This window comes from Microbacterium sp. NPDC008134 (assembly GCF_042957055.1).
GTDB lineage: Bacteria > Actinomycetota > Actinomycetes > Actinomycetales > Microbacteriaceae > Microbacterium.
In genome coordinates this window covers 1,349,461-1,373,578 of record NZ_JBIBHO010000001.1, presented here as the reverse complement: position 1 = coordinate 1,373,578, position 24,118 = coordinate 1,349,461, and the positions used below count along the sequence as shown (strand labels likewise).

General features: G+C 69.5%; 21 protein-coding genes. 9 read left to right on the top strand and 12 right to left on the bottom strand.

Going from position 1 to position 24,118, the window contains the following annotated elements; all coding sequences use genetic code 11:
• Nucleotides 1-18: 18 nt before the first annotated feature.
• The 5 genes from ACFY9N_RS06390 to ACFY9N_RS06370 are packed head-to-tail and all read left to right on the top strand — an operon-like array spanning nucleotide 19 to nucleotide 4,947.
• The gene (locus ACFY9N_RS06390) at nucleotides 19-1,536 is read left to right on the top strand and encodes an ABC transporter substrate-binding protein (protein ID WP_391477519.1); all 1,518 of its coding nucleotides are present in this window, start codon (nucleotides 19-21) and stop codon (nucleotides 1,534-1,536) included.
• An 18-nt stretch (nucleotides 1,537-1,554) separates the two neighbouring features.
• Nucleotides 1,555-2,502, top strand: a complete 948-nt coding sequence (locus ACFY9N_RS06385; RefSeq protein WP_391477518.1) for an ABC transporter permease — start codon at nucleotides 1,555-1,557, stop codon at nucleotides 2,500-2,502.
• Entirely contained in the window at nucleotides 2,499-3,371 is an 873-nt protein-coding gene (locus ACFY9N_RS06380; RefSeq protein ID WP_391477516.1) for an ABC transporter permease, read from the top strand. The genes ACFY9N_RS06385 and ACFY9N_RS06380 overlap by 4 nt, the downstream gene beginning before the upstream one ends.
• Nucleotides 3,368-4,159: an ABC transporter ATP-binding protein gene (locus ACFY9N_RS06375; protein WP_391477515.1), complete on the top strand. Its 792-nt coding sequence runs from the start codon at nucleotides 3,368-3,370 to the stop codon at nucleotides 4,157-4,159. Before ACFY9N_RS06380 ends, ACFY9N_RS06375 begins: the two co-directional genes overlap by 4 nt.
• Nucleotides 4,156-4,947, top strand: coding sequence for an ABC transporter ATP-binding protein (locus ACFY9N_RS06370; protein ID WP_391477514.1), 792 nt, complete (start codon nucleotides 4,156-4,158; stop codon nucleotides 4,945-4,947). The genes ACFY9N_RS06375 and ACFY9N_RS06370 overlap by 4 nt, the downstream gene beginning before the upstream one ends.
• On the opposite strand, the gene ACFY9N_RS06365 is transcribed toward ACFY9N_RS06370, so the two are convergent.
• The 3 genes from ACFY9N_RS06365 to ACFY9N_RS06355 are packed head-to-tail and all read right to left on the bottom strand — an operon-like array spanning nucleotide 4,941 to nucleotide 7,064.
• Nucleotides 4,941-5,561 carry a GNAT family N-acetyltransferase gene (locus ACFY9N_RS06365; protein ID WP_391477512.1) on the bottom strand — a complete coding sequence of 207 codons (621 nt, stop codon included), beginning with the start codon at nucleotides 5,559-5,561 and terminating at the stop codon, nucleotides 4,941-4,943. The genes ACFY9N_RS06370 and ACFY9N_RS06365 overlap by 7 nt on opposite strands.
• Before the next feature lie 4 nt (nucleotides 5,562-5,565).
• Entirely contained in the window at nucleotides 5,566-6,279 is a 714-nt protein-coding gene (locus ACFY9N_RS06360) for a uracil-DNA glycosylase (protein WP_391477511.1), read from the bottom strand.
• A 2-nt stretch (nucleotides 6,280-6,281) separates the two neighbouring features.
• Nucleotides 6,282-7,064, bottom strand: a complete 783-nt coding sequence (locus ACFY9N_RS06355) for an SDR family oxidoreductase (RefSeq protein WP_391477509.1) — start codon at nucleotides 7,062-7,064, stop codon at nucleotides 6,282-6,284.
• A 147-nt stretch (nucleotides 7,065-7,211) separates the two neighbouring features.
• Between ACFY9N_RS06355 and ACFY9N_RS06350 the strand changes: the two genes are divergently transcribed.
• Nucleotides 7,212-8,534, top strand: a complete 1,323-nt coding sequence (locus ACFY9N_RS06350) for a bifunctional o-acetylhomoserine/o-acetylserine sulfhydrylase (RefSeq protein WP_391477507.1) — start codon at nucleotides 7,212-7,214, stop codon at nucleotides 8,532-8,534.
• A 108-nt stretch (nucleotides 8,535-8,642) separates the two neighbouring features.
• Nucleotides 8,643-9,851, top strand: coding sequence for a homoserine O-acetyltransferase (locus ACFY9N_RS06345; RefSeq protein WP_391477506.1), 1,209 nt, complete (start codon nucleotides 8,643-8,645; stop codon nucleotides 9,849-9,851).
• A 22-nt stretch (nucleotides 9,852-9,873) separates the two neighbouring features.
• On the opposite strand, the gene ACFY9N_RS06340 is transcribed toward ACFY9N_RS06345, so the two are convergent.
• The 6 genes from ACFY9N_RS06340 to ACFY9N_RS06315 form a co-directional block, all read right to left on the bottom strand.
• Entirely contained in the window at nucleotides 9,874-10,485 is a 612-nt protein-coding gene (locus ACFY9N_RS06340; RefSeq protein WP_391477505.1) for an NUDIX domain-containing protein, read from the bottom strand.
• Between the two features lie 20 nt (nucleotides 10,486-10,505).
• Nucleotides 10,506-11,735: an MFS transporter gene (locus ACFY9N_RS06335; RefSeq protein ID WP_391477504.1), complete on the bottom strand. Its 1,230-nt coding sequence runs from the start codon at nucleotides 11,733-11,735 to the stop codon at nucleotides 10,506-10,508.
• A gap of 62 nt (nucleotides 11,736-11,797) precedes the next feature.
• On the bottom strand, nucleotides 11,798-12,109 hold the full coding sequence (locus ACFY9N_RS06330; protein ID WP_247622837.1) for a thiamine-binding protein: 312 nt from the start codon (nucleotides 12,107-12,109) through the stop codon (nucleotides 11,798-11,800).
• Between the two features lie 37 nt (nucleotides 12,110-12,146).
• A complete protein-coding gene (locus ACFY9N_RS06325) occupies nucleotides 12,147-12,980 on the bottom strand; it encodes an alpha/beta fold hydrolase (protein WP_391477503.1) in 834 nt (277 codons plus the stop codon).
• Between the two features lie 8 nt (nucleotides 12,981-12,988).
• Nucleotides 12,989-14,221 (bottom strand): hypothetical protein, encoded by a 1,233-nt coding sequence (locus ACFY9N_RS06320; protein WP_391477501.1) that lies wholly within the window; start codon nucleotides 14,219-14,221, stop codon nucleotides 12,989-12,991.
• A complete protein-coding gene (locus ACFY9N_RS06315; protein WP_391477500.1) occupies nucleotides 14,218-15,051 on the bottom strand; it encodes an NAD(P)H-hydrate dehydratase in 834 nt (277 codons plus the stop codon). Before ACFY9N_RS06315 ends, ACFY9N_RS06320 begins: the two co-directional genes overlap by 4 nt.
• A gap of 56 nt (nucleotides 15,052-15,107) precedes the next feature.
• On the opposite strand from ACFY9N_RS06315, the gene ACFY9N_RS06310 reads away from it, so the two are divergent.
• Entirely contained in the window at nucleotides 15,108-16,178 is a 1,071-nt protein-coding gene (locus tag ACFY9N_RS06310; protein WP_391477499.1) for an NADH:flavin oxidoreductase/NADH oxidase, read from the top strand.
• 73 nt (nucleotides 16,179-16,251) lie between these two features.
• Here the strand turns inward: ACFY9N_RS06310 and ACFY9N_RS06305 are convergent, their stop codons facing one another.
• The 3 genes from ACFY9N_RS06305 to ACFY9N_RS06295 form a co-directional block, all read right to left on the bottom strand.
• Nucleotides 16,252-17,313, bottom strand: a complete 1,062-nt coding sequence (locus ACFY9N_RS06305) for a hemolysin family protein (RefSeq protein WP_391477497.1) — start codon at nucleotides 17,311-17,313, stop codon at nucleotides 16,252-16,254.
• Nucleotides 17,310-18,626, bottom strand: a complete 1,317-nt coding sequence (locus tag ACFY9N_RS06300; RefSeq protein ID WP_391477496.1) for a hemolysin family protein — start codon at nucleotides 18,624-18,626, stop codon at nucleotides 17,310-17,312. Before ACFY9N_RS06300 ends, ACFY9N_RS06305 begins: the two co-directional genes overlap by 4 nt.
• A 128-nt stretch (nucleotides 18,627-18,754) precedes the next feature.
• Nucleotides 18,755-20,209 (bottom strand): GuaB1 family IMP dehydrogenase-related protein, encoded by a 1,455-nt coding sequence (locus ACFY9N_RS06295; RefSeq protein ID WP_391477495.1) that lies wholly within the window; start codon nucleotides 20,207-20,209, stop codon nucleotides 18,755-18,757.
• Nucleotides 20,210-20,367: 158 nt separating this feature from the next.
• Here ACFY9N_RS06295 and ACFY9N_RS06290 point away from each other — a divergent pair, with 158 nt between their 5' ends.
• Nucleotides 20,368-24,054 (top strand): multifunctional oxoglutarate decarboxylase/oxoglutarate dehydrogenase thiamine pyrophosphate-binding subunit/dihydrolipoyllysine-residue succinyltransferase subunit, encoded by a 3,687-nt coding sequence (locus ACFY9N_RS06290; RefSeq protein ID WP_391477493.1) that lies wholly within the window; start codon nucleotides 20,368-20,370, stop codon nucleotides 24,052-24,054.
• The last annotated feature ends 64 nt before the right edge of the window (nucleotides 24,055-24,118 follow it).

The following is a 24,118-nucleotide window of genomic DNA, read 5'->3' as shown; positions in this document are numbered from 1 at the left end:
CACCGAGAGGAAACCACCATGTTCCGACGCTCCCGACGCGTAGCGCTCATCTCCGCGCTCGCCGCCACCGCTGTCATCCTCAGCGCGTGCACCGGCAGCCCGCAGCCCGAAGCCACCTCCACGGGTGAGGTCGACCCCGACGCGACGCTCCATGTGGGTCTCGTCCTCGAGCCGACCAACCTCGACATCCGGCACACCAGCGGTGCGGCGCTCGAGCAGATCCTCATCGACAACATCTACGAGGGCCTCGTCACCCGCACGCAGGACAACGAGATCGAGGCGCGCATCGCCTCGGACTATTCGGTCTCCGACGACGGACTGACCTACTCTTTCACCCTCAACGACGGCGTGGTGTTCCACGACGGATCGCCACTGACCTCGGCGGACGTCGTCGCCTCCTACGAGGAGGTGCGCTCGGACGCGACCATCCAGGGCAACGCCGAGTTCGCCTCCGTCGCCTCGATCACCGCGCCGGACGAGAAGACCGTCGAGATCGTGCTCTCGGAGCCGAACCAGAACTTCCTCTTCGCCCTGACCGGTCCCGCAGGTCTCGTGTTCAAGAGCGGTGACACCACCGATCTGCAGACGGCCGAGAACGGCACCGGGCCCTTCACCCTCACCCGTTGGAACAAGGGCAGCACGATCACGTTCGCGCGCAACGACGCGTACTGGGGCGAGCCGGCCGGAGTCGCGTCGGTCGAGTTCCAGTACATCCCCGACTTCACCGCGGGTGTGAACGCCGCGATCGCGGGCGACGTCGACGTGCTGACCGCCGTCGACCCGAACCTCGCGTCGCAGCTCGAGGACTCGGGCGACTTCACTCTCACGACCGGCCGCACGACCGACAAGGCCACGCTCGCGTTCAACAACGCGAAGGCGCCTCTGGACGATGTCCGCGTGCGAGAGGCACTGCGCCTGGCGATCGACCACGAAGCGCTCATCGAGGCGGCCGGGGCGGGCACCCCGCTGTACGGGCCGATCCCCGAGCTCGACCCGGGTTACGAGGACCTCTCCGACATCGTCTCCTACGACCCCGAGCGGGCGAAGGAGCTCCTTGCCGAGGCCGGGCAGGAGGATCTCGAGCTCACCCTCACGATCCCCTCCTTCTACGGCACCACGGTGCCCAAGGTGCTCATCTCGGACTTCGCGAAGGTGGGCGTCACCCTCGACGTCGACTCGGTCGAGTTCGCGACCTGGCTCGAAGACGTCTACACGAACCACGACTTCGACCTGAGCTACGTGCTGCACGTCGAGCCGCGCGACTTCGGCAACTTCGCGAACCCGGACTACTACTTCGGCTACGACAACGCCGAGGTGCAGGGCCTGTACGCCGATGCCCTCGCCGAGGTCGACCCCGACAAGTCCGCCGAACTGCTCGCCCGGGCGGCGCGGATCGTCTCGGAGGACCACGCGGCCGACTGGCTCTACAACGGCCAGACGATCACCGCCGTCGCTCCGTTCGTCACCGGATTCCCCGAGGACTCGATCAACTCGCGCATCAACCTGGCCGGCGTGACGGTCTCGTCCGCCGAGTAAGCGACGGTCTCGCCCTCCGTGATCCGCTACGCGCTCGTCCGAGGAGCCCTGCTCATCGCAGGGCTCCTCGTCGCGAGCGCGCTCATCTTCCTCACCCTGCGCGTCTTCCCGGGTGATGTCGCCCAGCTCATCGCCGGGACCCAGGCCTCGCCCGCCGAGGTCGACGCGCTGCGCGAGTCGCTCGGGTTGAATCGCCCGCTGCTGGCGCAGTACACCGACTGGATCGGCGGGATCTTCCGGGGCGATCTCGGCACCTCTTTGCTCTCCGGCGCTTCGGTCGGAGAAGAGCTCTTCCTCAAGGCGCAGGTGACGGTGCCGCTCGGGCTCATGTCGCTCCTCATCGCCGTCGTGATCGCGATCCCCTTCGGCATCCTCGCCGCGCTCGCTCGGGGGCGTCGCGCCGGAACCGCGCTCAGTGTCGGCGCGCAGGCCCTCGCGGCCGTCCCCGTCGTCTGGGCGGGCATGATGCTCATCGTCGTCTTCTCGGTCTGGCTCGGGTGGTTGCCCCCGCAGGGCTTCCCCCGCACAGGCTGGAGCACGCCCGGTGAAGCGATCCAGGCGCTCCTCCTCCCCGCTCTGACGATCGGGATCGTCGAGGGCGCGATGCTCATGCGATTCGTCCGCAGTGCGACACTCCAGGCGGCCGGTCAGGACTTCGTCCGCACGGCCGCCGCCAAGGGTCTCACCCGCACGCAGGCGCTGATCCGGCACGGCATCCCCGCCGTCGGACTGTCGATCGTCACCGTTCTCGGCCTGCAGGTCGCCGGCATCATCGTGGGCTCGGTCGTCATCGAGCAGTTGTTCACCCTTCCGGGCATCGGGCGGATGCTGGTGGCCGATGTCGGTACCCGCGACCTCATCAAGGTGCAGAGCGAGCTCCTCGTGCTCACCGGCTTCGTGCTCGTGATCGGGTTCCTGGTCGACCTTATCCACCGCGCGATCGACCCGCGCCAGAGGGAGGCATGATGGCCCCCGTGTGGCTCCGCCGGCTGTGGGCGACCCCGACGGGCGCCTTCGGCCTGGTCGTCGTCGCCGTCATCGCACTGACCGCGCTCGTCGCCCTGTTCTGGACTCCGTTCGACCCGCAGTCCTCCACCATCAGCGATCGGTGGCTCGGTCCGAGCTGGCCGCATCTGCTGGGCACCGACGACACCGGGCGCGACATCCTGAGCCTGATCATGGCAGGGGCGCGCACGACCGTGTTCGTGAGCGTCGGCGCCGGAGTCGTCGCCACGGTCGTCGGCATCGCCCTGGCCGCGCTCGGCGCCCTCACCGCGCGGTGGATGCGCGAGACGATCGCGGTGCTGGTCGACATCCTCATCGCCTTCCCCGTGCTCCTCATCGCGATGATGATCTCGTCGGTCTGGGGCGGTTCGCTGTGGGTCGTGATCTGGGCCGTGGGCATCGGGTTCGGTGTGAACATCGCGCGCGTCACCCGCCCCGAGCTGCGCCGCGTGCAGCAGAGCGATTTCATCCTCGCGGCCCGGGCCTCGGGCCTCACCCCCGCGCAGAGCCTGCTGCGCCACCTGCTCCCCAACGTCGCCCCGGTGTTCATCGTGCAACTGTCGTGGTCGATGGCCGTCGCCGTGCTGGCCGAGGCAGGCCTGTCGTACCTGGGTTTCGGCGCATCCGTCGTCGAACCCAGTTGGGGCCTGCTGCTCGCCGATCTGCAGCGCTACATCGGCGTGCATCCGCTGTCGGTGATCTGGCCGGGGCTCACCATCACGATCACCGTCCTCGCGCTGAACCTCCTCGGCGACGGGCTCCGCGAGGCGACCGACCCCACCCTGCGCCACCGCCGCGCCGAGACGCACACCCCCGGAGTCGTCGCATGAGCCTCGTCGTCGAAGATCTGACCGTCGAGATCGACGCACGCCGAGTCGTCGACGGTGTCTCGTTCGAGGTCGCGGACGGCGCACGCCTCGGGCTCATCGGCGAGTCGGGTTCGGGTAAATCGCTCACCGCCCTCGCGATCCTCGGGCTCCTCCCCGACGGCGCGACGGCGACCGGCAGCATCCGATGGAACGGCACGGAGCTGATCGGGATGCCGGACCGCGAGCTCGCCCGTCTGCGCGGCGATGAGATCGGCATCGTCTTCCAGGAGCCACGTACCGCGCTCAACCCGATCCGCACGGTCGGGCGGCAGATCGCGGAGGCGATACGCATCCACGAAGGGATCGGACGACGCGAGGCGCGCGCACGCGCGATCGAGGAAGCCGCCCGCGTGCGCCTCCCCGCCCCGGAGTCCATCGTCGATCGCTACCCGCACCAGCTCTCCGGCGGTCAGCGTCAGCGCGTCGCGATCGCGATGGCGCTCGCCTGCCGTCCGCGGGTGCTGATCGCCGACGAACCGACCACGGCGCTCGACGTGACCATCCAGTCCGAGATCCTGGCGCTCCTGCTGCGCCTCGTCGAGGACGAGGGCATGTCGCTCGTCTTCATCACCCACGACCTCGCCGTCCTCGCCCAGGTAGCCGCAGAGGGCGTCGTGCTCGAACACGGACACGTCGTCGAGTCCGCCCCGGTCTCGACGCTGCTCACGGCGCCGAGCTCCCCGATCACGCAGGGACTGCTCCGCGATGCGACGGCGACGCTGTGGCGACCGGACGGAGGCTCCGCATGAGTCTCGTCGAAGCACGCGGCCTGAGCCGTGAGTTCGTCGTCCCGAAGCGGTCCCCGCTGGAGCGCACACGCCGGCAGACCGCGCTCGAGCCCACCGACCTCGATATCGTCGAGGGTTCGTCCGTCGGCATCATCGGCGAATCCGGTTCGGGAAAATCGACGCTCGTCCGCCTACTGCTGGGCCTCGACCGACCGACGACGGGGACGGTGACAGTCGACGGAAGGCTCGTGGACGCCTCGGCATCCGCGAAGTCCCTCAGATGGTTGCGCCGACAGACGGGACTGGTCTTCCAGGATCCCTACGCTTCCCTCGATCCCCGGATGACCGCCGGGCAGATCGTGCGCGAGCCGCTGTGGGCCCTCGGCATCGACGGCGACCACCGGACGCGCGTGCGCGAAGTACTCGCCCGCGTCGGGCTCGACGCCGATGCCGGCGACCGGTACCCGCACGAATTCTCGGGGGGCCAGCGTCAGCGCATCGCGTTGGCTCGCGCGATCGTGCACGGCCCCCGCATCCTCGTCGGCGACGAGCCGCTCTCCGCACTCGACGTGACCGTGCGAGCGCAGATCCTCGAGCTGCTCGCCGATCTGCGGCGCACGACCGATCTGACCCTCGTGCTCGTGTCGCACGACATCGGCGTGGTGCAGAACCTCAGCGACACGGTCGTCGTGATGAAAGATGGCCGGATCGTCGAACGCGGCACGACCGACGACGTCCTCCTGCGACCGCAGCACGACTACACGAAGGCGCTGCTCGCCGCGATCCCGGTGATCCCGCGCGATCAGTGACCGCGCGCACCCGAGAGGAACCGTCGGCGCCGAGCGACCGGCCGCAGCGCGCGCTTCATGTAGACGGTGCCGAGTTCACGACCGAACTTGTGACCGACGCGCGCCATGCGTCCCGCCTCCACGAAACCGAGGCGTGCGTGCAGACGGATCGACGCTTCCGCACCGCTGTCGCTGATGACCGCGACCATCTCGCGGATGCCGAACTGCTCGCAGGCATCGATGAGCGCCTGCAGCAGAGCAGCGCCGAGGCCCTTTCCGCCGGCGCCCGGGCCGAGGTAGATCGAGTCCTCGACCGTGTAGCGGTATGCATTCTTCCCCGCCCAGGGCTGCGCGAGCGCATAACCGATGACCGCCCCCGAGGGCGACACCGCTACGAGGAACGGGAGCCCGAGCCGTTCGAGCAGGGCGAACTTGTCGCGCCAGTACGGGATGCTGCTGGTCTTCTCGTCGAGTGTGACGGCGGAGTTGCTCACGAAGTGGTTGTAGATCTCGCGGACCGAGTGCAGATCGCCGGGGCGAGCGGGGCGGATCGTGTACGCGAAGATCTCGGGGGCCGCTGCGGGTCGCAGGTGGCGCGGCAGAATGCGACGTCGGTCCCCCGGTTCGAACTGCATGCGCTCAGCTTAGGGAGCCGGGGCGTTCGCCCTCTACCCGCCAGTCGATCGGCGAAGCCCCCAGGCCCGCGAGCAGATCGTTCGCTCGGGAGAACGGGCGCGATCCGAAGAACCCCCGGCGCGCCGACAGCGGTGAGGGGTGGGGCGACGCGATGACCGGCGTCGATCCGAGGAGGGGGCGGAGGTTCTCAGCATCCTTCCCCCAGAGGATCGCCACGAGAGGCTGATCGCGCGCGACCAGCGCTCGGATCGCCGCTTCGGTGACCCTCTCCCATCCCCACCTGCGGTGCGACCCCGCTGCCCCCGGTTGCACGGTGAGCACGCGGTTGAGGAGCAGAACTCCCTGGTCGCTCCATGCGGAGAGGTCGCCGTGCGGCGCGGGTGGGATGCCGAGATCGCTCTCGCGCTCGCGGTAGATGTTGGCGAGGCTGCGCGGCAGCGGCCGCACGTCGGCGTCGACCGCGAACGAGAGGCCGATCGGATGCCCGGGAGTCGGATAGGGATCCTGTCCGGTGATGAGCACCCGTACGTCGGACAGCGGCCGCCGGAAGGCCCGGAGCACGCTCGCCCCGTCCGGGAGGTATCCGCGCCCCGCCTCCACCTCGCCGCGCAGCCGCTCGCCCAGCGCGGTGATGTCCTGCTGCACCGGCGCGAGCGCCTCCGCCCATCCCGGGTCGATCTCGCCGTCCGCGGCGAGCGCGGCGAGGGTGCGCGCCATCGTCACTCGGCCGAGCGCACGCGCAGCGGCCCGCGGGCCAGCAGATGCTGAGCCGACTGCGCGACCGGACGCATCGTGACCAGGTCGAGGTTCACGTGACCGGGCGCGTCGAGCGCGTAGGCGATGACGTCCGCGACGTCTCCGGCGACGAGGGGGGCCTCGACCCCGGCGTACACGGCCTCGGCCGCGACGGAGTCCCCGCCCAGACGGTTGAGGGTGAACTCCTCGGTGTGCACCATTCCCGGTGCGATCTCGACGACCCGGATCGGCTCGCCGTTCAGCTCCTGACGGAGAACCCGCACGAGCATCGCCTCGGCGGCCTTCGCCGCGTTGTACCCGGCACCACCCGCATACGCGGACTGGGCGGCCGTCGACGTCACGAACACGGTGTCGGCGTGACCGTCGGCCGCCGCGGCGCGGCGGAGCAGGGGAAGCAGGCCCTTGACGAGCCGCTGCGTCGACAGCACGTTCGCGTCGAACATCCACTGCCAGTCCTCGGCCGAGGCATCCTCGATGCGGTCGGTCCCGCGCGCTCCCCCGGCCACCTGCACGAGCGCGTGCACGGGGCCGCTGGCCTCCAGTTCCGCGATGAGCGCGTCGACGGCGGCGGAGTCGGTGAGGTCGCAGGCGATGGCGGATGCCCCGGTCTCGGCCACGAGAGCCGCGAGCCGATCCTCCCGGCGGGCGACGCCCACGACGTCCCATCCGCGCGAGCGTAGCTCCCGCACCGTCGCCGCCCCGATCCCCGAGCTCGCTCCCGTCACCACTGCACGTCTGTTCACCATGTCTCCACCGTACGATGTTCCGCGATTTTTCGCCGATCGGGAGTGTTACGTCACATTTCCCACCCGTTGTTGACAGCACGGAAGATTCCGTACTCTCGCTGCAACGGCATCCGCTACCCGACCATCGATCGTTCCAGGGGGAACAACATGTCCGCACCCGAGACCTGGCGTTTCGAGACCAAGCAGATCCACTCAGGCGCCGCACCCGACCCCGTCACCAAGGCACGCGCCACGCCGATCTACCAGACCACGTCGTACGTGTTCGACAGCGCCGACCACGCGGCGAACCTCTTCGCGCTCGCCGAGTTCGGCAACATCTACACCCGCATCCAGAACCCGACGCAGGATGTCCTCGAGCAGCGTCTCGCGGCCCTCGAGGGCGGCACGGGAGCACTGGTACTCTCCAGCGGCCAGGCGGCATCGACCTTCGCGATCCTGAACATCGCCGAGGCCGGCGATCACTTCGTCGCGTCGAGCTCGATCTACGGCGGTACGTACAACCTCTTCAAGTACACGCTCGCCAAGCTCGGCATCGAGGTCACGTTCGTCGAGAACCAGGACGACCCCGAGGAGTGGCGTCGCGCGGTCCGCCCGAACACCAAGCTCTTCTTCGCCGAGACGATCGGCAACCCGCAGATCAACGTCCTCGACATCCGCGCCGTCGCCGATGTCGCGCACTCCAGCGGCGTGCCGCTCATCGTCGACAACACGATCGCCACCCCGTACCTCATCCGTCCGTTCGAGCACGGCGCCGACATCGTGATCCACTCGGTCACGAAGTTCCTCGGTGGCCACGGCACCACGATCGGCGGCGTCATCATCGACGGCGGCTCGTTCGAATGGTCGAAGAACGTCGAGAAGTTCCCCGGGCTCACGGTTCCGGACCCCTCGTACCACGGCGCGAGCTACACGACCGCGGTCGGCGACCCGCTCGCCTACATCATCAAGGCCCGCGTGCAGCTGCTCCGCGACCTCGGATCCGCGATCGCACCGCAGAGCGCGTGGAACCTGATCCAGGGTGTCGAGACGCTCTCGCTGCGCATCGAGCGCCACGTGCAGAACGCCCAGGAGATCGCCGAGTGGCTCGACGGACGCGACGACGTCGCCACCGTCAACTACTCGGGTCTGCCCTCCTCCCCCTGGTACGCCAAGGCCAACGAGTACGCCCCCAAGGGCGTCGGTGCCGTGCTGTCGTTCGAACTGAAGGGCGGTGTCGAGGCGGGACGCGAGTTCGTGAACAGCCTCTCGCTGTTCAGCCACCTGGCGAACATCGGCGACGTGCGCTCGCTCGTCATCCACCCGGCATCGACCACGCACGCGCAGCTCACCCCCGAGCAGCAGCTCACCGCCGGCGTCACCCCGGGCCTCGTGCGCCTGTCGGTCGGCATCGAGAACGTCGACGACCTCAAGGCCGACCTCGACCAGGCACTCGACGCCGCCCGTCGCGTGTCGGAGGCCGCTCGGGCCTGACGATTCCTCTGCACACGGATGCCTCGGACTCCCGGAGTCCGGGGCATCCGTGTCTTCGGGCGTCGTAACCTTCACCGCCCGACGCGCAGGTCACGGGAGAATGGAAGCATGGACTGGCAGACGACCTCTGAAGACACGGTGCCCTCGGCGCTCGTGACGGAGGCAGACGTCCGTCTCCTCCGCGCGCGGCCTCCCGCGACGGGCGCCTGGCGCGACGGCGACCCCGCCGGTGGACGCCGCTTCGCGAGCTCCGGGCCATTCCGCACCGAGAGCGGAGCGGAACTGCCGAGCATCCGCATCGCTTACGAGACCTGGGGCGAGCTGAACGACGCTCGCGACAATGCGGTGCTCGTGCTGCACGCCCTCACCGGCGACAGCCACGTGCGCGGCGAGGCCGGCGCCGGGCATCCGACCGCCGGGTGGTGGGACGAGCTCACCGGCCCCGGCGCTCCCCTCGACACCGACCGCTGGTTCGTCATCGCCCCGAACATGCTCGGCGGCTGCCAGGGTTCGACCGGACCCGCGAGCATCGCGCCCGACGGGTACGAGTGGGCATCTCGCTTCCCGTACCTGACGATCCGTGATCAGGTGGCCGCCCAGGTTCGCCTGGCCGACGCCCTGGGCATCGAGACCTGGGCAGCGGTCATCGGAGGATCGATGGGAGGCATGCACGCGCTCGAATGGGCGGTGACGCACCCCGAGCGGGTCGAGCGCCTCGCCGTGCTCTCGTCGCCTCCCGTGACGACCGCCGATCAGATCGCGCTCAACACCGTGCAGCTCGAGACGATCCGTATGGATCCGCGGTTCCAGGGCGGCGAGTACTACGACCTCGGCGACGGCGACGGCCCCCACCGCGGCCTCGCCCTCGCCCGCCGGATGGCCCTGCTGAACTACCGCAGCCCGATCGAGCTCAACCAGCGGTTCCAGCGTTCCTGGCAGTCGGGCGTCTCACCGCTCGGGCACGGCGGACGCTTCGCGGTCGAGTCCTACCTCGACTTCCACGGCAACAAGTTCACCCGTCGCTTCGACGCGAACAGCTACATCACGCTCGTCGAGGCCATGAACTCGCACGACGTCGGGCGCGATCGCGGCGGTGTGGAGGAGGCTCTGCGCACCATCACCGCGACCACGCTCGTGCTCGGGATCGACAGCGACCGGCTCTTCCCCGTCGACGGGCAGCACCGCATCGCCCGGAGCATCCCGAACACTCTCGACGGTCACGACGCGATCGTGCTGACCAGCGACTTCGGGCACGACGGCTTCCTCATCGAGAACGAGGCCGTGGGCGCTCACCTGCGCCGACTGCTCGACAGCTGAAACGGCGCCTTCTTCCCGGCGATCACGCCTCGACGAAGCGCCACGGGAGCCCGCCGGCAAGCAATCGCCCCTGCTCCCAGGCGAAATCGCGCCCGGCATCCGTGGGTATCACCCGCGTGCGGAACAGAGCGGGCGCCGATGCCGCAACCAGGGCGGCGTCGGCGTCGACGGCCACCGACAGCCCGTGCAGCGTCATCCACGTCGGCGGGAAAAGGGTCCACTCCCCCGTCGCATGCCGTGCGAGGGCCGCGGCCGGTGTCGTCCACGCGTATTCGACGACTTCCTCCGGAGACGGCACGGGCGAAGCATCCGGCGCCGGGGCGACGAAGAACCACGTCCGGATCCGTGTCGGCGCTTCCGCGGGCGGGTGCCACTGCGACAGCGGCCTCAGCGCATCGATCTCGAGACCGACCTCCTCCCGCGTCTCGCGGATCGCGGCGCGACGGGCGTCGTCGATCTCCTCCGCCCCATCCCGCCGGTCGCTGTCCTCCACTTTGCCGCCGGGAAACACCCACGCATCCGCGAAGGAGCCCTGCGCGGGACGACGGATCATCAGCACCTCGATGCCGCCGTCGGCCGAGTCGCGCACCAGCACTGCGGTGCCCGCCACCGGAAGACCATCGGGGATCTGCATCCCCTCACCCTACGACCCGCTTACGACGGCGATCCGACCAGCGCCGCCGGGCGACGCGCCTCGACGCGGTACGAGAGCAGGGCGATCACGAGACCCGCGATCGCGAGCACCGCACCCGTCCATGCCGGCGCCGTGAAGCCCCACCCGACGGCGATCACGACGCCGCCCAGGAACGCCCCCAGGCTGTTTCCGATGTTCAGCGCCGAGTGGTTCATCGCCGCGGCGATCGACTGGTTGTCGCCGGCGACATCCATAAGGCGGGTCTGGATCGTCGGGCTGAGCACAGACGACACGAAGCCGACGATCAGTACGAGAAGGCTCAGCGAGATGAACCAGAACGAGAGGAGGGCGAGCAGAGCGAAGACGACCGCCATCGCCCCGAGCCCGAACAGGAGCGTGCGGCGCAGATCGATGTCGGCGAGATGACCGCCCACGAGGTTTCCGACCGTCATGCCGATACCCATGAGCACCAGCACGATCGGGACCACCCATTCGGGCGACCCGGCGACCTCGGTCACGAGCGGGGCGATGTAGCTGTACACGGCGAAGAAACCGCCGAAACCGATCGCACCGATGCCCAGCGTGAACCAGACCTGCCCGATGCGGAACACACCGAGCTCCTGACGCATCGTCCGGCCGGGGGAACCCGGATGCTCGGGAACGAAGAACACGATGCAGATCGTCGCGATCGCGAAGACCAAGGCGACGACGCCGAACGCGGCTCGCCATCCCCAGGTCTGCCCGAGGAACGTGCCGAGCGGGACGCCGACGACGTTCGCGACCGTAAGACCCGTGAGGATGAAGGCGACGCCCTTGGCACGATTGCCCGGCCCCATGACATCGGCCGCGACAAGGGCTCCGATACCGAAGTACGCGCCGTGCGGGAGGCCGGCGAGGAAGCGCGATGCCCCGACCAGCTCGAACGTCGGCAGCACCACTGTGAGGGCGTTGAAGACCGTGAGCGCGATCGCCAGGACGATCATGACGCGGTGACGGGGGAAGCGGGCGACGAATCCCGCGATGGTCGGTGCACCGACCACGACGCCGAGCGCATACAGCGAGATGAGCCAGCCGGCCTGGCTGAGCGCGTCCTCCTGGCTCGAGGCCCAGAGCGACGGAAGCAGGTCGGCGGCGATGTTCGGGAGCAGGCCCATGACGACGAACTCGGTCATGCCGATGCCGAAACTGCCTATGGCGAGAGAGAGGAGCGCCCTCTTCGCCGCACCCCTCGATTCAGTCGAGGGATTCACCGGTCCAGCTTACCGGCCCGCGGCGGTGCGAACGCACCACGGGCCGTCGCAGGGAGGCGCGACTACTCGGCTTCGTCGATCGCGCGTTCGAGCCGCTCGATCTTGCCGTCGAGCTCGCCCGTGAAGCCGGGACGGATATCGGCTTTGAGTACGAGGGACACACGGGATCCGAACGGCATGACCGCCTCGGTGGCGCGCTTGACGACGTCCATGACGGTGTCCCAGTCGGGTCCCTCGATCTCGGTGAACATGCTCGTCGTGCGGTGCGGCAGCCCGGATTCGCGGACGACGCGCACGGCGGCTGCCACGGCGACGTGCACGGAGCCGTCCTCGCGTCCGGTTCCGGAGGGAGCGACGGAGAAGGCGATCAGCATGGGGACCTCGTATCTCTTCGGTGGTGGTCTGCGGGTCTCAGCGGGACGACGTCACCCAGGGGTCGATCGCCCGGCGGAACGCCGCCGGCTGCTCGACCCACGGGTAGTGCCCCGCATCGGGGATCATCTCGAGCCGGGCACCGAGACGCTCGGCGTAGGCGCGGACCGGCGCGACGCCGGTCAGGATGTCGAGGGCACCACCGACGACCAGCGTCGGCGGCAGCGGAGCGCGGAGGATGCGCTCGCGCGCATCGGCGGGGATGTCGTCGAACCAGGCCAGGGAGGCGGCGAGCGACATCCCGCCCACAAGCGCGTGGCGCTTCTCCCGCTCCGTCCAGTGCCCGTAACCGGCGGGCTGCTCCCGCTCCCACGCGCGCTGGAACGCCGCCTCATCGACGGGGTCCGGGCCGAGCATCGAGGCGAACGCCTGCGCGACCTCGGGTTCGGCACGATCCGCGACGAGGTCGGTGCCATCGTGGTCGACGCCGCTCAGCCAGGTGGACGGCGGCGTGATCAGCGCGAGCGAGCGGACGCGGTCGGGGTGCTGAACCGTGAGCGAGAGCGCCAGCCGAGTGCCTGCGGAGTGCGCCAGCACGTCGGCGGCGCCGAGCCCGAGACGATCGAGTGCGGCGACGGCATCCGCGGCATCGTGCCACCACCCGCGCGACACGCCCCCGGTCTTCGGGGTGCCGCGGACGTGCAGGATCGCCACCGAGCGGATGTCCGCGAGGCCGGCGAGATCGCCGAGGTACTCGGGGTGCCGGCACGGCCCGCCGGGGAGGACGACCACGGGGGGAGCATCCGAAGCGCCGCTACGGGTGATCCAGAGCTCTCGTCCGTCCGCCGCCTGCGCGACCTCTGCTGCTCCCACAGAATGCATCATAGGCTTCGTCCCCTGCCGTCGGCGGGTGCCCGCAGAACCGCACGGATGCCGATCACGAGCAGGACGACGAGCAACAGGTTCCGCGCCGACAGGATCACGATCGGCAGGACCTCGCCCCGCAGGAGCGCGTCGTATCCGAGGGGATACACGAGGCAGGTGAGGCCGCAGAGTACGAGAACGACGACGGCGGGCACGGCCGCTCGCACCCGGTCGAACACGATCCAGAGGATCACGGGCGCGATCAGCCAGACCTGGAACTGCGGCGAGCCGACCTTGTTGGTCACGATGAGGGCCGTCACGAGCGCGAGCGCGAGCGGCGGGAGGAGGCGGGCGACGGGTGCGCCGCGTGTCGCCTTCCGCCCGGCGAGCGCGAGGATGCCGACGACCACGACGAGCATCACCGCGGAGAGCGCGGTGCCCACCAGGTCGGCGCCGGGAGCGGCCACCTGGAACGTCAGGATGTCGAAGCTGTACACGATGCGAGCCGATCCGCCCGGTACCGCCCAGAGGAACGGCGTCGCCGCCACGGCCTCGATCTGCAGGCCGCGGCCGCCCTGCTGCGTGAGGAAGCCGAACAGGTGGTCGCGAGCCCCGAGCAGGAGGAGTGCGACGATCACGGCGGCCGTGACCGCCACAGCCGCGATGATCATGCGCAGGCGATGGCGCGCGGCGACGATCGCCGCGAGGAGCACCGCACCGGGCCAGATCTTGATCCATGCCCCGACCGCCAGCAGCGCTGCGGCGAGCGCGGGGCGGGAGACGAGCCAGAGGCCGGCGATCACGACGATCGGAAGCGTGACGGCATCCAGCCGATACAGCGCGATCGGCCCCAGCAGGAGGAGAGCGGCGCTCCAGAACCACGCGGCGGTGCGACGCGCCGCCGACGGAGAGCGCCCGAGGAGCACCGCGAAGGCCAGTGCGTCGAGAGCGGTCACGAGCACGGCCCAGGCGACGAGGTAGGCGCCGGAGGCACCGAGGAGCCCGACGAGGGGCAGCGACATGGCCTTCGCCAGGAGAAGCGGTGCGAGGGCGAGCTGGGGGTACACCCACGTCTCGGTGACCCCGACGATCGGTCCCCCGCTCGCGGCGGTCGTCGCCCAGGGTTCGTAGACCAGCACGACGTCGCCCATCGGCTGGCTCGGATAGATCCACCCGAGCCAGGCGGTGAGGGCGCGGACGGCCACGAAGACGACCCAGAGCGCGATGAGCCGTTCCGCGCCCCGTGTCACGCCAGCACGTCCGCTATCGCGCGCGGCAGTGCCTGCGCGACGTCCGACGCGACGATCGGATGCCCTGGCTCACCGTTCGCCGTTCCGGAGGCGATCCGTGCGGCGTAACCGTGCAGCCACGCCCCGGCGGCAGCCGCCTCCTCGAGCGGCGCCGTGGGATTCGCGGCGAGAAGCGCACCGAGAACGCCGCCCAGCACATCTCCCGTGCCCGCCGTGGCGAGCCAGCCCGTCCCGGCGTCGACGGCGATCGCTCCGCCGTCGGGTGCGGCGATCAGCGTGCGCGCCCCCTTGAGCAGTACGGTGACGCCGAGAGCGCGGGCGACCTCGGCCGCTCCCGCTGCACGATCTCCGTCGGCGGCCGCCAAGCGCAGGCGCGCGCGCAGTTTCGAGAACTCACCCCCGTGCGGCGTGAGCAGCACGTGAGCGGACGCGCGATCGACGAGGTCGAGCGCTCCGGCGTCGGCCACGACCCGGGTCGTTCCCGTGAGGAGAGCGCGGAGCGCCCGTTCCTCGTCGGCGCTGCGGGATTCGGCATCCGTCCCGGATCCGATCACCCATGCATCCACGCGAGTGCGCCCGACATCACTGCCGGTCACGGTCTCGGGGCGCCGTGCGAGCACGGCATCCGCCACCCGTCGGTCGCCGACGAAGCGCACGAATCCCGCGCCGGCACGCCAGGCCGCCTCGACGCCCAGGACCGCGGCTCCCGGGTATGCCTCGGAGCCGGTGCGCAGCGCAACGACACCGCGCGAGTACTTGTCGTCGTCCGCCGTCGGTCGGCGCAGGTATCGCGCCGTATCGCTGCGGGACCACTCGCGCACCTCGACCATGACTCCACGTTAGTGCGACGGCCCTCGGGCCGTGCGTGCGACGGTAGCGTCGAACGGTGAGCATTCTCTTCTCCCCCTTGAGCATCCGATCCGTCGAGTTCCGCAACCGTCTCTGGGTGTCGCCGATGTGCATGTACAGCGCGATCGACGGCGTCGTGCAGGAATGGCACCACACTCATCTCACGCAGTTCGCCTCGGGCGGTGCCGGGCTGATCGTCGCCGAGGCCACCGCCGTCGTTCCCGAGGGGCGTATCTCACCGCGCGACGTCGGCCTCTGGAACGACGAGCAGCGCGATGCCTGGGTGCCGATCGTGCGGGCGATCCACGAACGCGGATCGCTCGCCGGCATCCAACTCGCCCATGCGGGCCGCAAGGCCTCGACCTGGTGGCCCTGGGCCGAGCGGCGCGGCTCGGTTCCGGTCGGCGACGGCGGTTGGACCACGACCGCGCCGTCCACCCTCGCATTCGAGGGCTACGCCGAACCCGACGCCCTCGACGCCGAGGGGATCGAGCGGGTCGTCCAGGGCTTCGCGGATGCCACCAGCCGCGCCCTCGATGCCGGATTCGACGTGCTCGAGATCCACGGCGCCCACGGCTACCTCGTGCACCAGTTCCTCTCGCCGCTGTCGAACCGGCGCGATGACGAGTACGGCGGACCGCTCGAGAATCGGGCTCGTCTGCTGCTGCGCATCCTCGATGCGGTACGCGAGGTCGCGGGACCCGGTGTCCCTCTGTTCGTGCGTATCTCGGCCACGGACCACGCCGACGGCGGGTTCACCGCCGAGGAAGCCACGACGGTCGGCGAGTGGGCCACCGCCCACGGCGCCGACCTCATCGACGTCTCGAGCGGCGGTCTCGTCGCCCACCAGCAGATCAGCGTGTTCCCGGGGTACCAGGTTCCGCTGGCCGAGACCGTCCGCCAGGGAGGCCGCATCCCGGTCTCGGCCGTCGGTCTGATCACCGCAGCCGAGCAGGCGGAACAGGTGCTCGCGGACGGCGCGGCAGACGCGATCTTCGCGGGCCGCGAGTGGCTGCGCGACCCGCACTTCGGCCTGCGTGCCGCGCACGACCTCGGCGTCGACGTCACCTGGCCCCCGCAGTACGACCGCGCCCGCTGGCGCTCCTGATCCCGCTGGACGACGAAGGCCGCCGACCCATCAGGGCATCGGCGGCCTTCGTGCGTCTGCGAAGTCGTGCGGGTCAGTGCCCGCGCACGCGCCGCGTCGCGTCCTGCACCTCTCCGACCAGCTCCTCGAGGATGTCCTCGAGGAAGAGGACGGCCGTGGTCTCGCCCCGTGCGTCGCGCACCTTGGCGAGGTGGCGGCCGGCGCGGCGCATGACCGCAAGGGCGTCCTCGAGGTCGGTGTCCTCCTGCACCGGCACCATGTGGTGGATGCGTTTGGCGGGAAGGGGTTCGACCATCTTCACCTCGGCATCCGGACCGTCCGACGCCCGGAGGATGTCCTTGAGGTGGACGTACCCGATCGGGGCGCCGTCGGCGTCGACGATCACATAGCGGGAGAACCCGTACCGCGCGACCGCCTTCTCGATGTCGTCGGGGGTCGTCGTGGCCGGCAGGGTGACGAGGTCACTCAGCGGGACCGCGACGTCGCGCGCCTTCTTGTCGGTGAACTCGACGGCGGCCGCGACCGCGCCCGCGGTGTCGGTGAGCACGCCCTCGCGACGCGACTGGTCGACGATCGTCGCGACCTCCTCGAGCGTGAACGTCGAGGCCGCCTCGTTCTTGGGTTCGACCCGGAAGAGGCGCAACACGCCGTTCGCGGCCGCGTTGAGCACCCAGATCACGGGCATGAACACCTTCGACACCCACACCAGCGGGGTCGCGAGGATGAGCACGGCACGATCCGGCACCGAGAACGCGAGGTTCTTCGGAACCATCTCGCCGAACACGACGTGCAGGAACGAGACGATCAGCAGGGCGATCGTGAACGAGACCGCGTCCACGGCGCCGTCGGGCCATCCGAGCGCGTGCAGCGGCACGGCCAACAGATGGTGGATCGCGGGCTCCGAGACGTTCAGGATCAGGAGCGAACAGATCGTGATGCCCAGCTGCGAGGTCGCGAGCATCAGCGTCGCGTGCTCCATCGCGTAGAGCGCGGTCTTCGCCGCCCGGGATCCCCGCTCGGCGCGCGGTTCGATCTGCGAGCGGCGTGCCGAGATCACCGCGAATTCCGCGCCGACGAAGAACGCGTTCGCGAGCAGCAGCACGACGAGCCAGGCGAGTCCTCCCCAATCGCTCATCGGGTCACCTCCTCATCCTCGTCGGCGGGTCTCGGAACGAAGCGGATGCGGTCCACCCGGCGTCCGTCCATCCGGACCACCTGCAGCATGCCGCTGTCGAGCGACACCTCATCACCGACAGCGGGAACGCGCTCGAGCACGCTCATCACATAGCCGCCGACCGTGTCGTACACATCGCCCTCCGGGACGTCGATCCCCGCTCTGCTGCGCAGTTCGTCCGGACGCAGCTCGCCCGGGAAGGTGAGACCGTCGCGCCCGCGGATCACACCGGCACGCGTGCGGTCATGCTCGTCCGACACCTCGCCGACGAGTTCCTCGACGAGATCCTCGAGAGTGACGAGACCGGCCGTTCCGCCGTACTCGTCGACGACGACCGCGAGCTGATACCCGCGGGCGCGCAGCTCCGAGATGAGGCCGTCGACATGCACGGTCTCGGGGACACGCAGGGGCTCGGTGGCGAGCGCGCCGACCGGCACCTCGGTACGACGATCTCGCGGCACCGAGATAGCCGCCTTGAGATGTACGACGCCCATGATGTCGTCGAGGTCGTCGTCGTAGACCGGGAACCGGCTGTGACCGGTGCGGCGGGCGAGCTGGATGACATCGTCGGCGGAATCACCGGCGGCGATGGCGTGCATGCTCGGACGCGCGGTCATCACGTCGGCCGCCGTGAGGCGCGAGAACGTGAGGGTGCGATCGAGCAGGGTCGCGGTGTCGGCCTCGAGCACCCCGGCGCTGGCGGAGCGGCGCACGAGCGACGAGAGCTCCTCGGCGCTGCGCGCACCGGAGAGCTCCTCCTTCGGCTCGATGCCCATGCTGCGCAGCACACCGTTGGCGCTGCCGTTGAGCACGACGACCGCAGGCTTGAAGACGGCGGTGAAGGCGACCTGGAAGGGCACCACGAGCTTGGCGGTGGCGCGCGGCAGGGCGAGCGCGAAGTTCTTCGGCACCAGCTCGCCGAGGATCATCGACAGCACCGTCGCGACGAACATCGCGACGACGGTGGCGATCGGCGCGATCGCGGGCTCCGGGAGGTGCCAGGCGACGAGCGTCGGCCGGAGCAGGTTCGACAGCGCCGGCTCCATCGTGTAACCGGTCAGCAGCGTCGTGAGCGTGATGCCCAGCTGCGCCGAGGAGAGATGAGTCGACGTGTGCTTGAGGGCACTGATCGTGAGAGCGAGTCGGGATTCACCGCGGGCCTGCCGCGCCTCGAGATCCGCCCGGTCGAGATTGACCAGTGCGAACTCGCTCGCGACGAACAGGCCGGTGCCGATCGTGAGCAGGAGCCCCACGCCCAACATGACGTAATCCATCAGTGGTTCCTCTCCGGTGAGAGAGGCGGACGGTGGGGCGATCTACTGCAACTGGGAGGGTCGTCCATAGTGAGGACGATTCTAGCGAATCCGGTCGCGCACGGTCGCGTCTCGCCCGCGCGATTCCGCTACCAGCTGACCGGCAGCGCCTTGCCCTCCTCGTACCCCGCGGCCGACTGCAGGCCCACGAGGGCGCGATCGTGGAACTCGGGCACCGCGGATGCTCCGGCGTAGGTGAACGACGAGCGCACGCCCGAGGTGATCATGTCGAGCAGGTCTTCGACACCGGGCCGCAGCGGATCGAGGTAGATCTTCGACGACGAGATGCCCTCGGCGAAGAGTTCCTTGCGCGCCCGCTCGTAGGCGTCGAGTCGACCGAAACGGGCCTGGACGGCCTTGGTCGATGCCATCCCCCACGACTCCTTGAAGATGCGTCCCTCGGTGTCGCGCTGCAACTCACCGGGAGCCTCGATCGTTCCGGCGAACCACGATCCGATCATCACGGATGCCGCACCGGCGGCGAGCGCCAGGGCGACGTCGCGCGGATAGCGAACGCCGCCATCCGCCCACACGTGCGCTCCGAGTTCGCGGGCCGCCTGCGCCGTCTCGAGCACGGCCGAGAACTGGGGGCGGCCGACCGCCGTCATCATGCGGGTCGTGCACATCGCGCCCGGACCGACACCGACCTTGAGGATCGATGCCCCCGCGTCGACGAGGTCGCGCACGCCGTCGGCGGTCACGATGTTCCCGGCGACGATCGGGAGTCCGAGCTTCAGATCCGACACGGTGCGCAGTGCGCGCAGCATCCCGTCCTGGTGACCGTGGGCCGTGTCCAGCACGAGCACGTCGACCCCCGCGCCCGCGAGCGCGGTCGCTTTCGCCGCGACGTCGCCGTTTATCCCCACCGCGGCGGCGACCGTGAGGCGTCCGTCGGCGTCGACCGCAGGGCGGTAGAGCGTCGAACGCAGCGCACTGCGAGCGCTCAGCGTCCCGACGAGGTGCCCGTGGTGCACGACCGTGACAATCTCGGCGCCGGCCTCGGTGATCACGTCGAAGGCGTGCCGTTCCGACCCGATGTCGTCGGCGTCGATCGACGGGGTCCCCCGGTGCACGAGGTCGCCGAGCTGCGCGTCCGGCAGGGCCGTCGCGAGGCGGTTCGCGGGAAGGATGCCGAGGATGTCCTCGACGTCGATCGGCGCGGTGCCGTGAGCGACGACGATCCCGTGCCCGGGAGCGGCGGGCACGAGACGGAGGGCGTCGGCGACCGATGCGTGGGGCGGAAGGACGAGCGGTGTGTCCCAGAGCACCGGCTGCGCCTTGACGTCGCGGATGGCGGCATCGAGATCCTGGAGTGGCATGTCCTGCGGGAGCACCCCGAGCCCTCCGCGTCGCGCCATCACGGCGGCCAGCCGCGGGCCGGTCACGGAGTTCATGTTCGACGCCACGAGCGGGAGTGTCGCGGGCGTGCCGTCCTGCGGCGCCAGGTCCACCTGGAGCCGGCTGGTGACCGACGATCGTCGGGGCACGAGGAACACGTCGGAATAGGTCAGATCGACGGTCGGCTGCGCACCTGAGAACTCCATGACTCCACGGTATCGAGATCGAGCACTCCCTGGGCATGGCGTCGAAGATTCGCACAGCGAAACACGTTAGGCTTGTCGATCGAGAGTGTGCGGACCTGGGCGCATCCTGCGCCCGGCGAGCACTGTGAATCTTCAGCGATGAAAGAGGGCGATCGAGCGTGTCGAACCAGGTGACCGGCGTCGGTGGCGACGGGGGGTTCGGAGCCAATTCCTGGCTCGTCGAAGAGCTCTACGAGCAGTTCAAGGTGAACCGCGATTCCGTCGACAAGGAATGGTGGCCGATCCTCGAGAAGTACCACTCCGAGAACGCCGGTGGTTCTACGCCCGCCAGCTCCCAGGCTGCCGAGCAGCCCGCCCACCCGGTGACGGCCCCGATCCCCGTGATCGGCGCGCAGCCCGTCGCACGCACGACGGCGAAGCCCGCCGCGGCCGCTCCGATCCCCGCGCAGGCTCCCAAGCCCGCCGCGAAGGACGCGTCTCCGGCGCCCGCTGACGAGGCGGACGAGGATAAGGTCACCGTCCTCCGGGGCATGCCCAAGACCCTCGCGGCCAACATGGACGAGTCGCTCACCGTCCCCACCGCGACGAGCGTCCGCACCATCCCTGCCAAGCTGATGATCGACAACCGCATCGTCATCAACAACCACATGGCGCGCACCCGCGGCGGGAAGATCAGCTTCACCCACCTCATCGGTTGGGCGCTCATCCGGACGCTCGACGAGTTCCGCAGCCAGAACGTGTTCTACGCCGAGGTCGACGGCAAGCCCTCCGTCGTCGCCCCGGCGCACGTCAACCTCGGCATCGCGATCGACCTGCCGAAGCCCGACGGTACGCGCGCCCTCATGGTGCCCAGCATTAAGCGCGCCGACACGATGACCTTCACCGAGTACCTCTCCGCCTACGAGGACCTCGTCACCCGCGCCCGCAACAACAAGCTCACCGCCGGTGACTTCCAGGGCACGACGGTCTCCCTGACGAACCCGGGCGGTATCGGCACGGTGCACTCCGTTCCGCGTCTGATGAAGGGCCAGGGCTGCATCATCGGCGCCGGTGCCCTCGAATACCCGGCCGAGTTCCAGGGCGCGAGCGAGAAGACGCTCAACGAGCTCGCGATCGGCAAGACGATCACCCTCACCAGCACCTACGACCACCGGGTCATCCAGGGTGCGGGATCGGGCGAGTTCCTCAAGAAGGTGCACGAGCTCCTCATCGGGCAGCGCGGCTTCTACGACGATATCTTCGCTGCACTGCGCATCCCGTACGCGCCGATCCACTGGAACCCCGACATCGCCGTCGATCTCGCCGAGCGCGTCGACAAGCAGTCGCGCGTGCAGGAGCTCATCAACTCCTTCCGCGTCCGCGGCCACCTCATGGCCGACATCGATCCCCTCGAGTACCGTCAGCGGTCGCACCCCGACCTCGAGATCGAGAGCCACGGACTCACTTTCTGGGACCTCGACCGCGAGTTCGTCACCGGCGGCTTCGGCGGCCGGCGCGTCGCGAAGCTGCGCGACATCCTCGGCGTTCTGCGCGACTCGTACTGCCGCACGCTCGGCATCGAGTACATGCACATCCAGGACCCCGAGCAGCGCCGCTGGTTCCAGGAGAAGGTCGAGGTCAAGTACCAGAAGCCCGGCCACGACGAGCAACTGCGTGTCCTGCGCAAGCTCAACGAGGCCGAGGCCTTCGAGACCTTCCTGCAGACGAAGTTCGTCGGCCAGAAGCGCTTCTCGCTCGAGGGTGGCGAGTCGCTCGTTCCGCTGCTCGACGAGATCCTGCAGGGGGCGGCGACCGCCGGCCTCGAGGGAGCCGCCATCGGCATGGCTCACCGCGGCCGCCTGAACGTTCTCACGAACATCGCCGGCAAGACCTACGGCCAGGTGTTCCAGGAGTTCGAGGGCACCCAGGCGCCGGGCAACCAGCGCGGGTCCGGTGACGTGAAGTACCACCTCGGCACCGAGGGAACTTTCGTGGCCGACGACGGATCGGAGCTCCCGGTCTACCTCGCCGCCAACCCGTCGCACCTCGAGACCGTCGACGGCGTGCTCGAGGGCATCGTCCGCGCGAAGCAGGACCGCAAGCCGATCGGCACGTTCGCCTGGCTGCCGATCCTCGTGCACGGCGACGCGGCGTTCGCGGGCCAGGGCGTGGTCGTCGAGACCCTGCAGATGTCGCAGCTGCGCGGCTACCGCACCGGTGGCACGATCCACGTCGTGGTGAACAACCAGGTCGGCTTCACGACGACGCCGAGCGACGGACGCACCTCGGTGTACGCGACGGACGTCGCCAAGACCATCCAGGCTCCCGTCTTCCACGTGAACGGCGACGACCCCGAGGCGGTCATCCACGTCGCGCAGCTCGCCTTCGAGTACCGCGAGCGTTTCCACCGCGACGTCGTGATCGACCTCGTCTGCTACCGCCGTCGCGGTCACAACGAGGGCGACGACCCCTCGATGACGCAGCCGCTGATGACCGACCTGATCCAGGCCAAGCGCTCCGTGCGCCGTCTGTACACCGAGTCGCTCGTCGGTCGCGGTGACATCACCGAGCAGGAGTACGACGAGGCCAAGGCAGACTTCCAGAACCGCCTCGAGATCGCCTTCGCCGAGACCCACGCGGCAGAGACCGGCGCCACCCCGATCGCACCCGAGCTGACACCGGTCGATGACCAGGTGGGAGCCCCCGAGGTCACGGGCGTCGCCGGCGAGGTCATCCAGCTGATCGGCGACGCGTTCGTGAACAAGCCCGAGGGCTTCACGGTGCACCCGAAGATCCAGCAGCTGCTCGACAAGCGTCTCGACATGAGCCGCAACGGCGGCATCGACTGGGGCTTCGGCGAGCTTCTCGCGTTCGGTTCGCTTCTGGTCGAGGGCACGCCGGTGCGTCTCGCGGGTCAGGACGCGCGCCGCGGCACCTTCGTGCAGCGTCACGCCACCCTCCACGACCGCGCGAACGGCCAGGAGTGGCTGCCGCTCTCCAACCTCTCGGATGCGCAGGGCCGCTTCTTCGTCTACGACTCGCTGCTCAGCGAGTACGCCGCACTCGGTTTCGAATACGGCTACTCGGTCGAGGCGCCCGAGGCTCTCGTCCTGTGGGAGGCGCAGTTCGGCGACTTCGTCAACGGCGCACAGTCGGTCATCGACGAGTACATCTCGGCGGCCGAGCAGAAGTGGGGTCAGCAGTCGAGCGTCACGCTGCTGCTCCCCCACGGTTACGAGGGCCAGGGACCCGACCACTCGTCGGCCCGCATCGAACGATTCCTGCAGCTCTGCGCCCAGGAGAACATGATCGTCTCGCGCCCGTCGACGCCGGCGTCGTACTTCCACCTGCTGCGCCGCCAGGCCTACGCACGCCCGCGCAAGCCGCTGATCGTCTTCACGCCGAAGGCCATGCTGCGTCTTCGCGGTGCCACCAGCCCGGTCGAGGCGTTCACGCAGGGACGCTTCGAGCCGGTGATCGACGACGACCGCGGTCTCGACCGCAACGCCGTGAAGCGCGTGCTCGTGCACTCGGGCAAGGTCCACTGGGATCTTCGCGCCGAGCTCGAGAAGAAGCCGAACCCCGAGGTCGCGCTGGTTCGTCTCGAGCAGCTCTACCCGACGCCGATCGACGAGCTCAAGGCCATCACCGACTCGTACCCGAATGCGGAACTCGTGTGGGTGCAGGAGGAGCCGGAGAACCAGGGCGCATGGCCGTTCCTGGCGCTCGCGTTCGCCGATGTCCCCGGCGACCGCACGTTCCGCCCGGTCGCGCGCGCCGCGTCGGCGTCGCCGGCCACCGGATCGTCGAAGGTGCACGCGGCCGAGCAGGCCGCTCTGCTGCGCGACGCGCTGACCACGGCCTGACCCGCGGCGACACACTCAGAAGGCCCCCGACTTCGGTCGGGGGCCTTCTCCGTGTGTCTGGAAG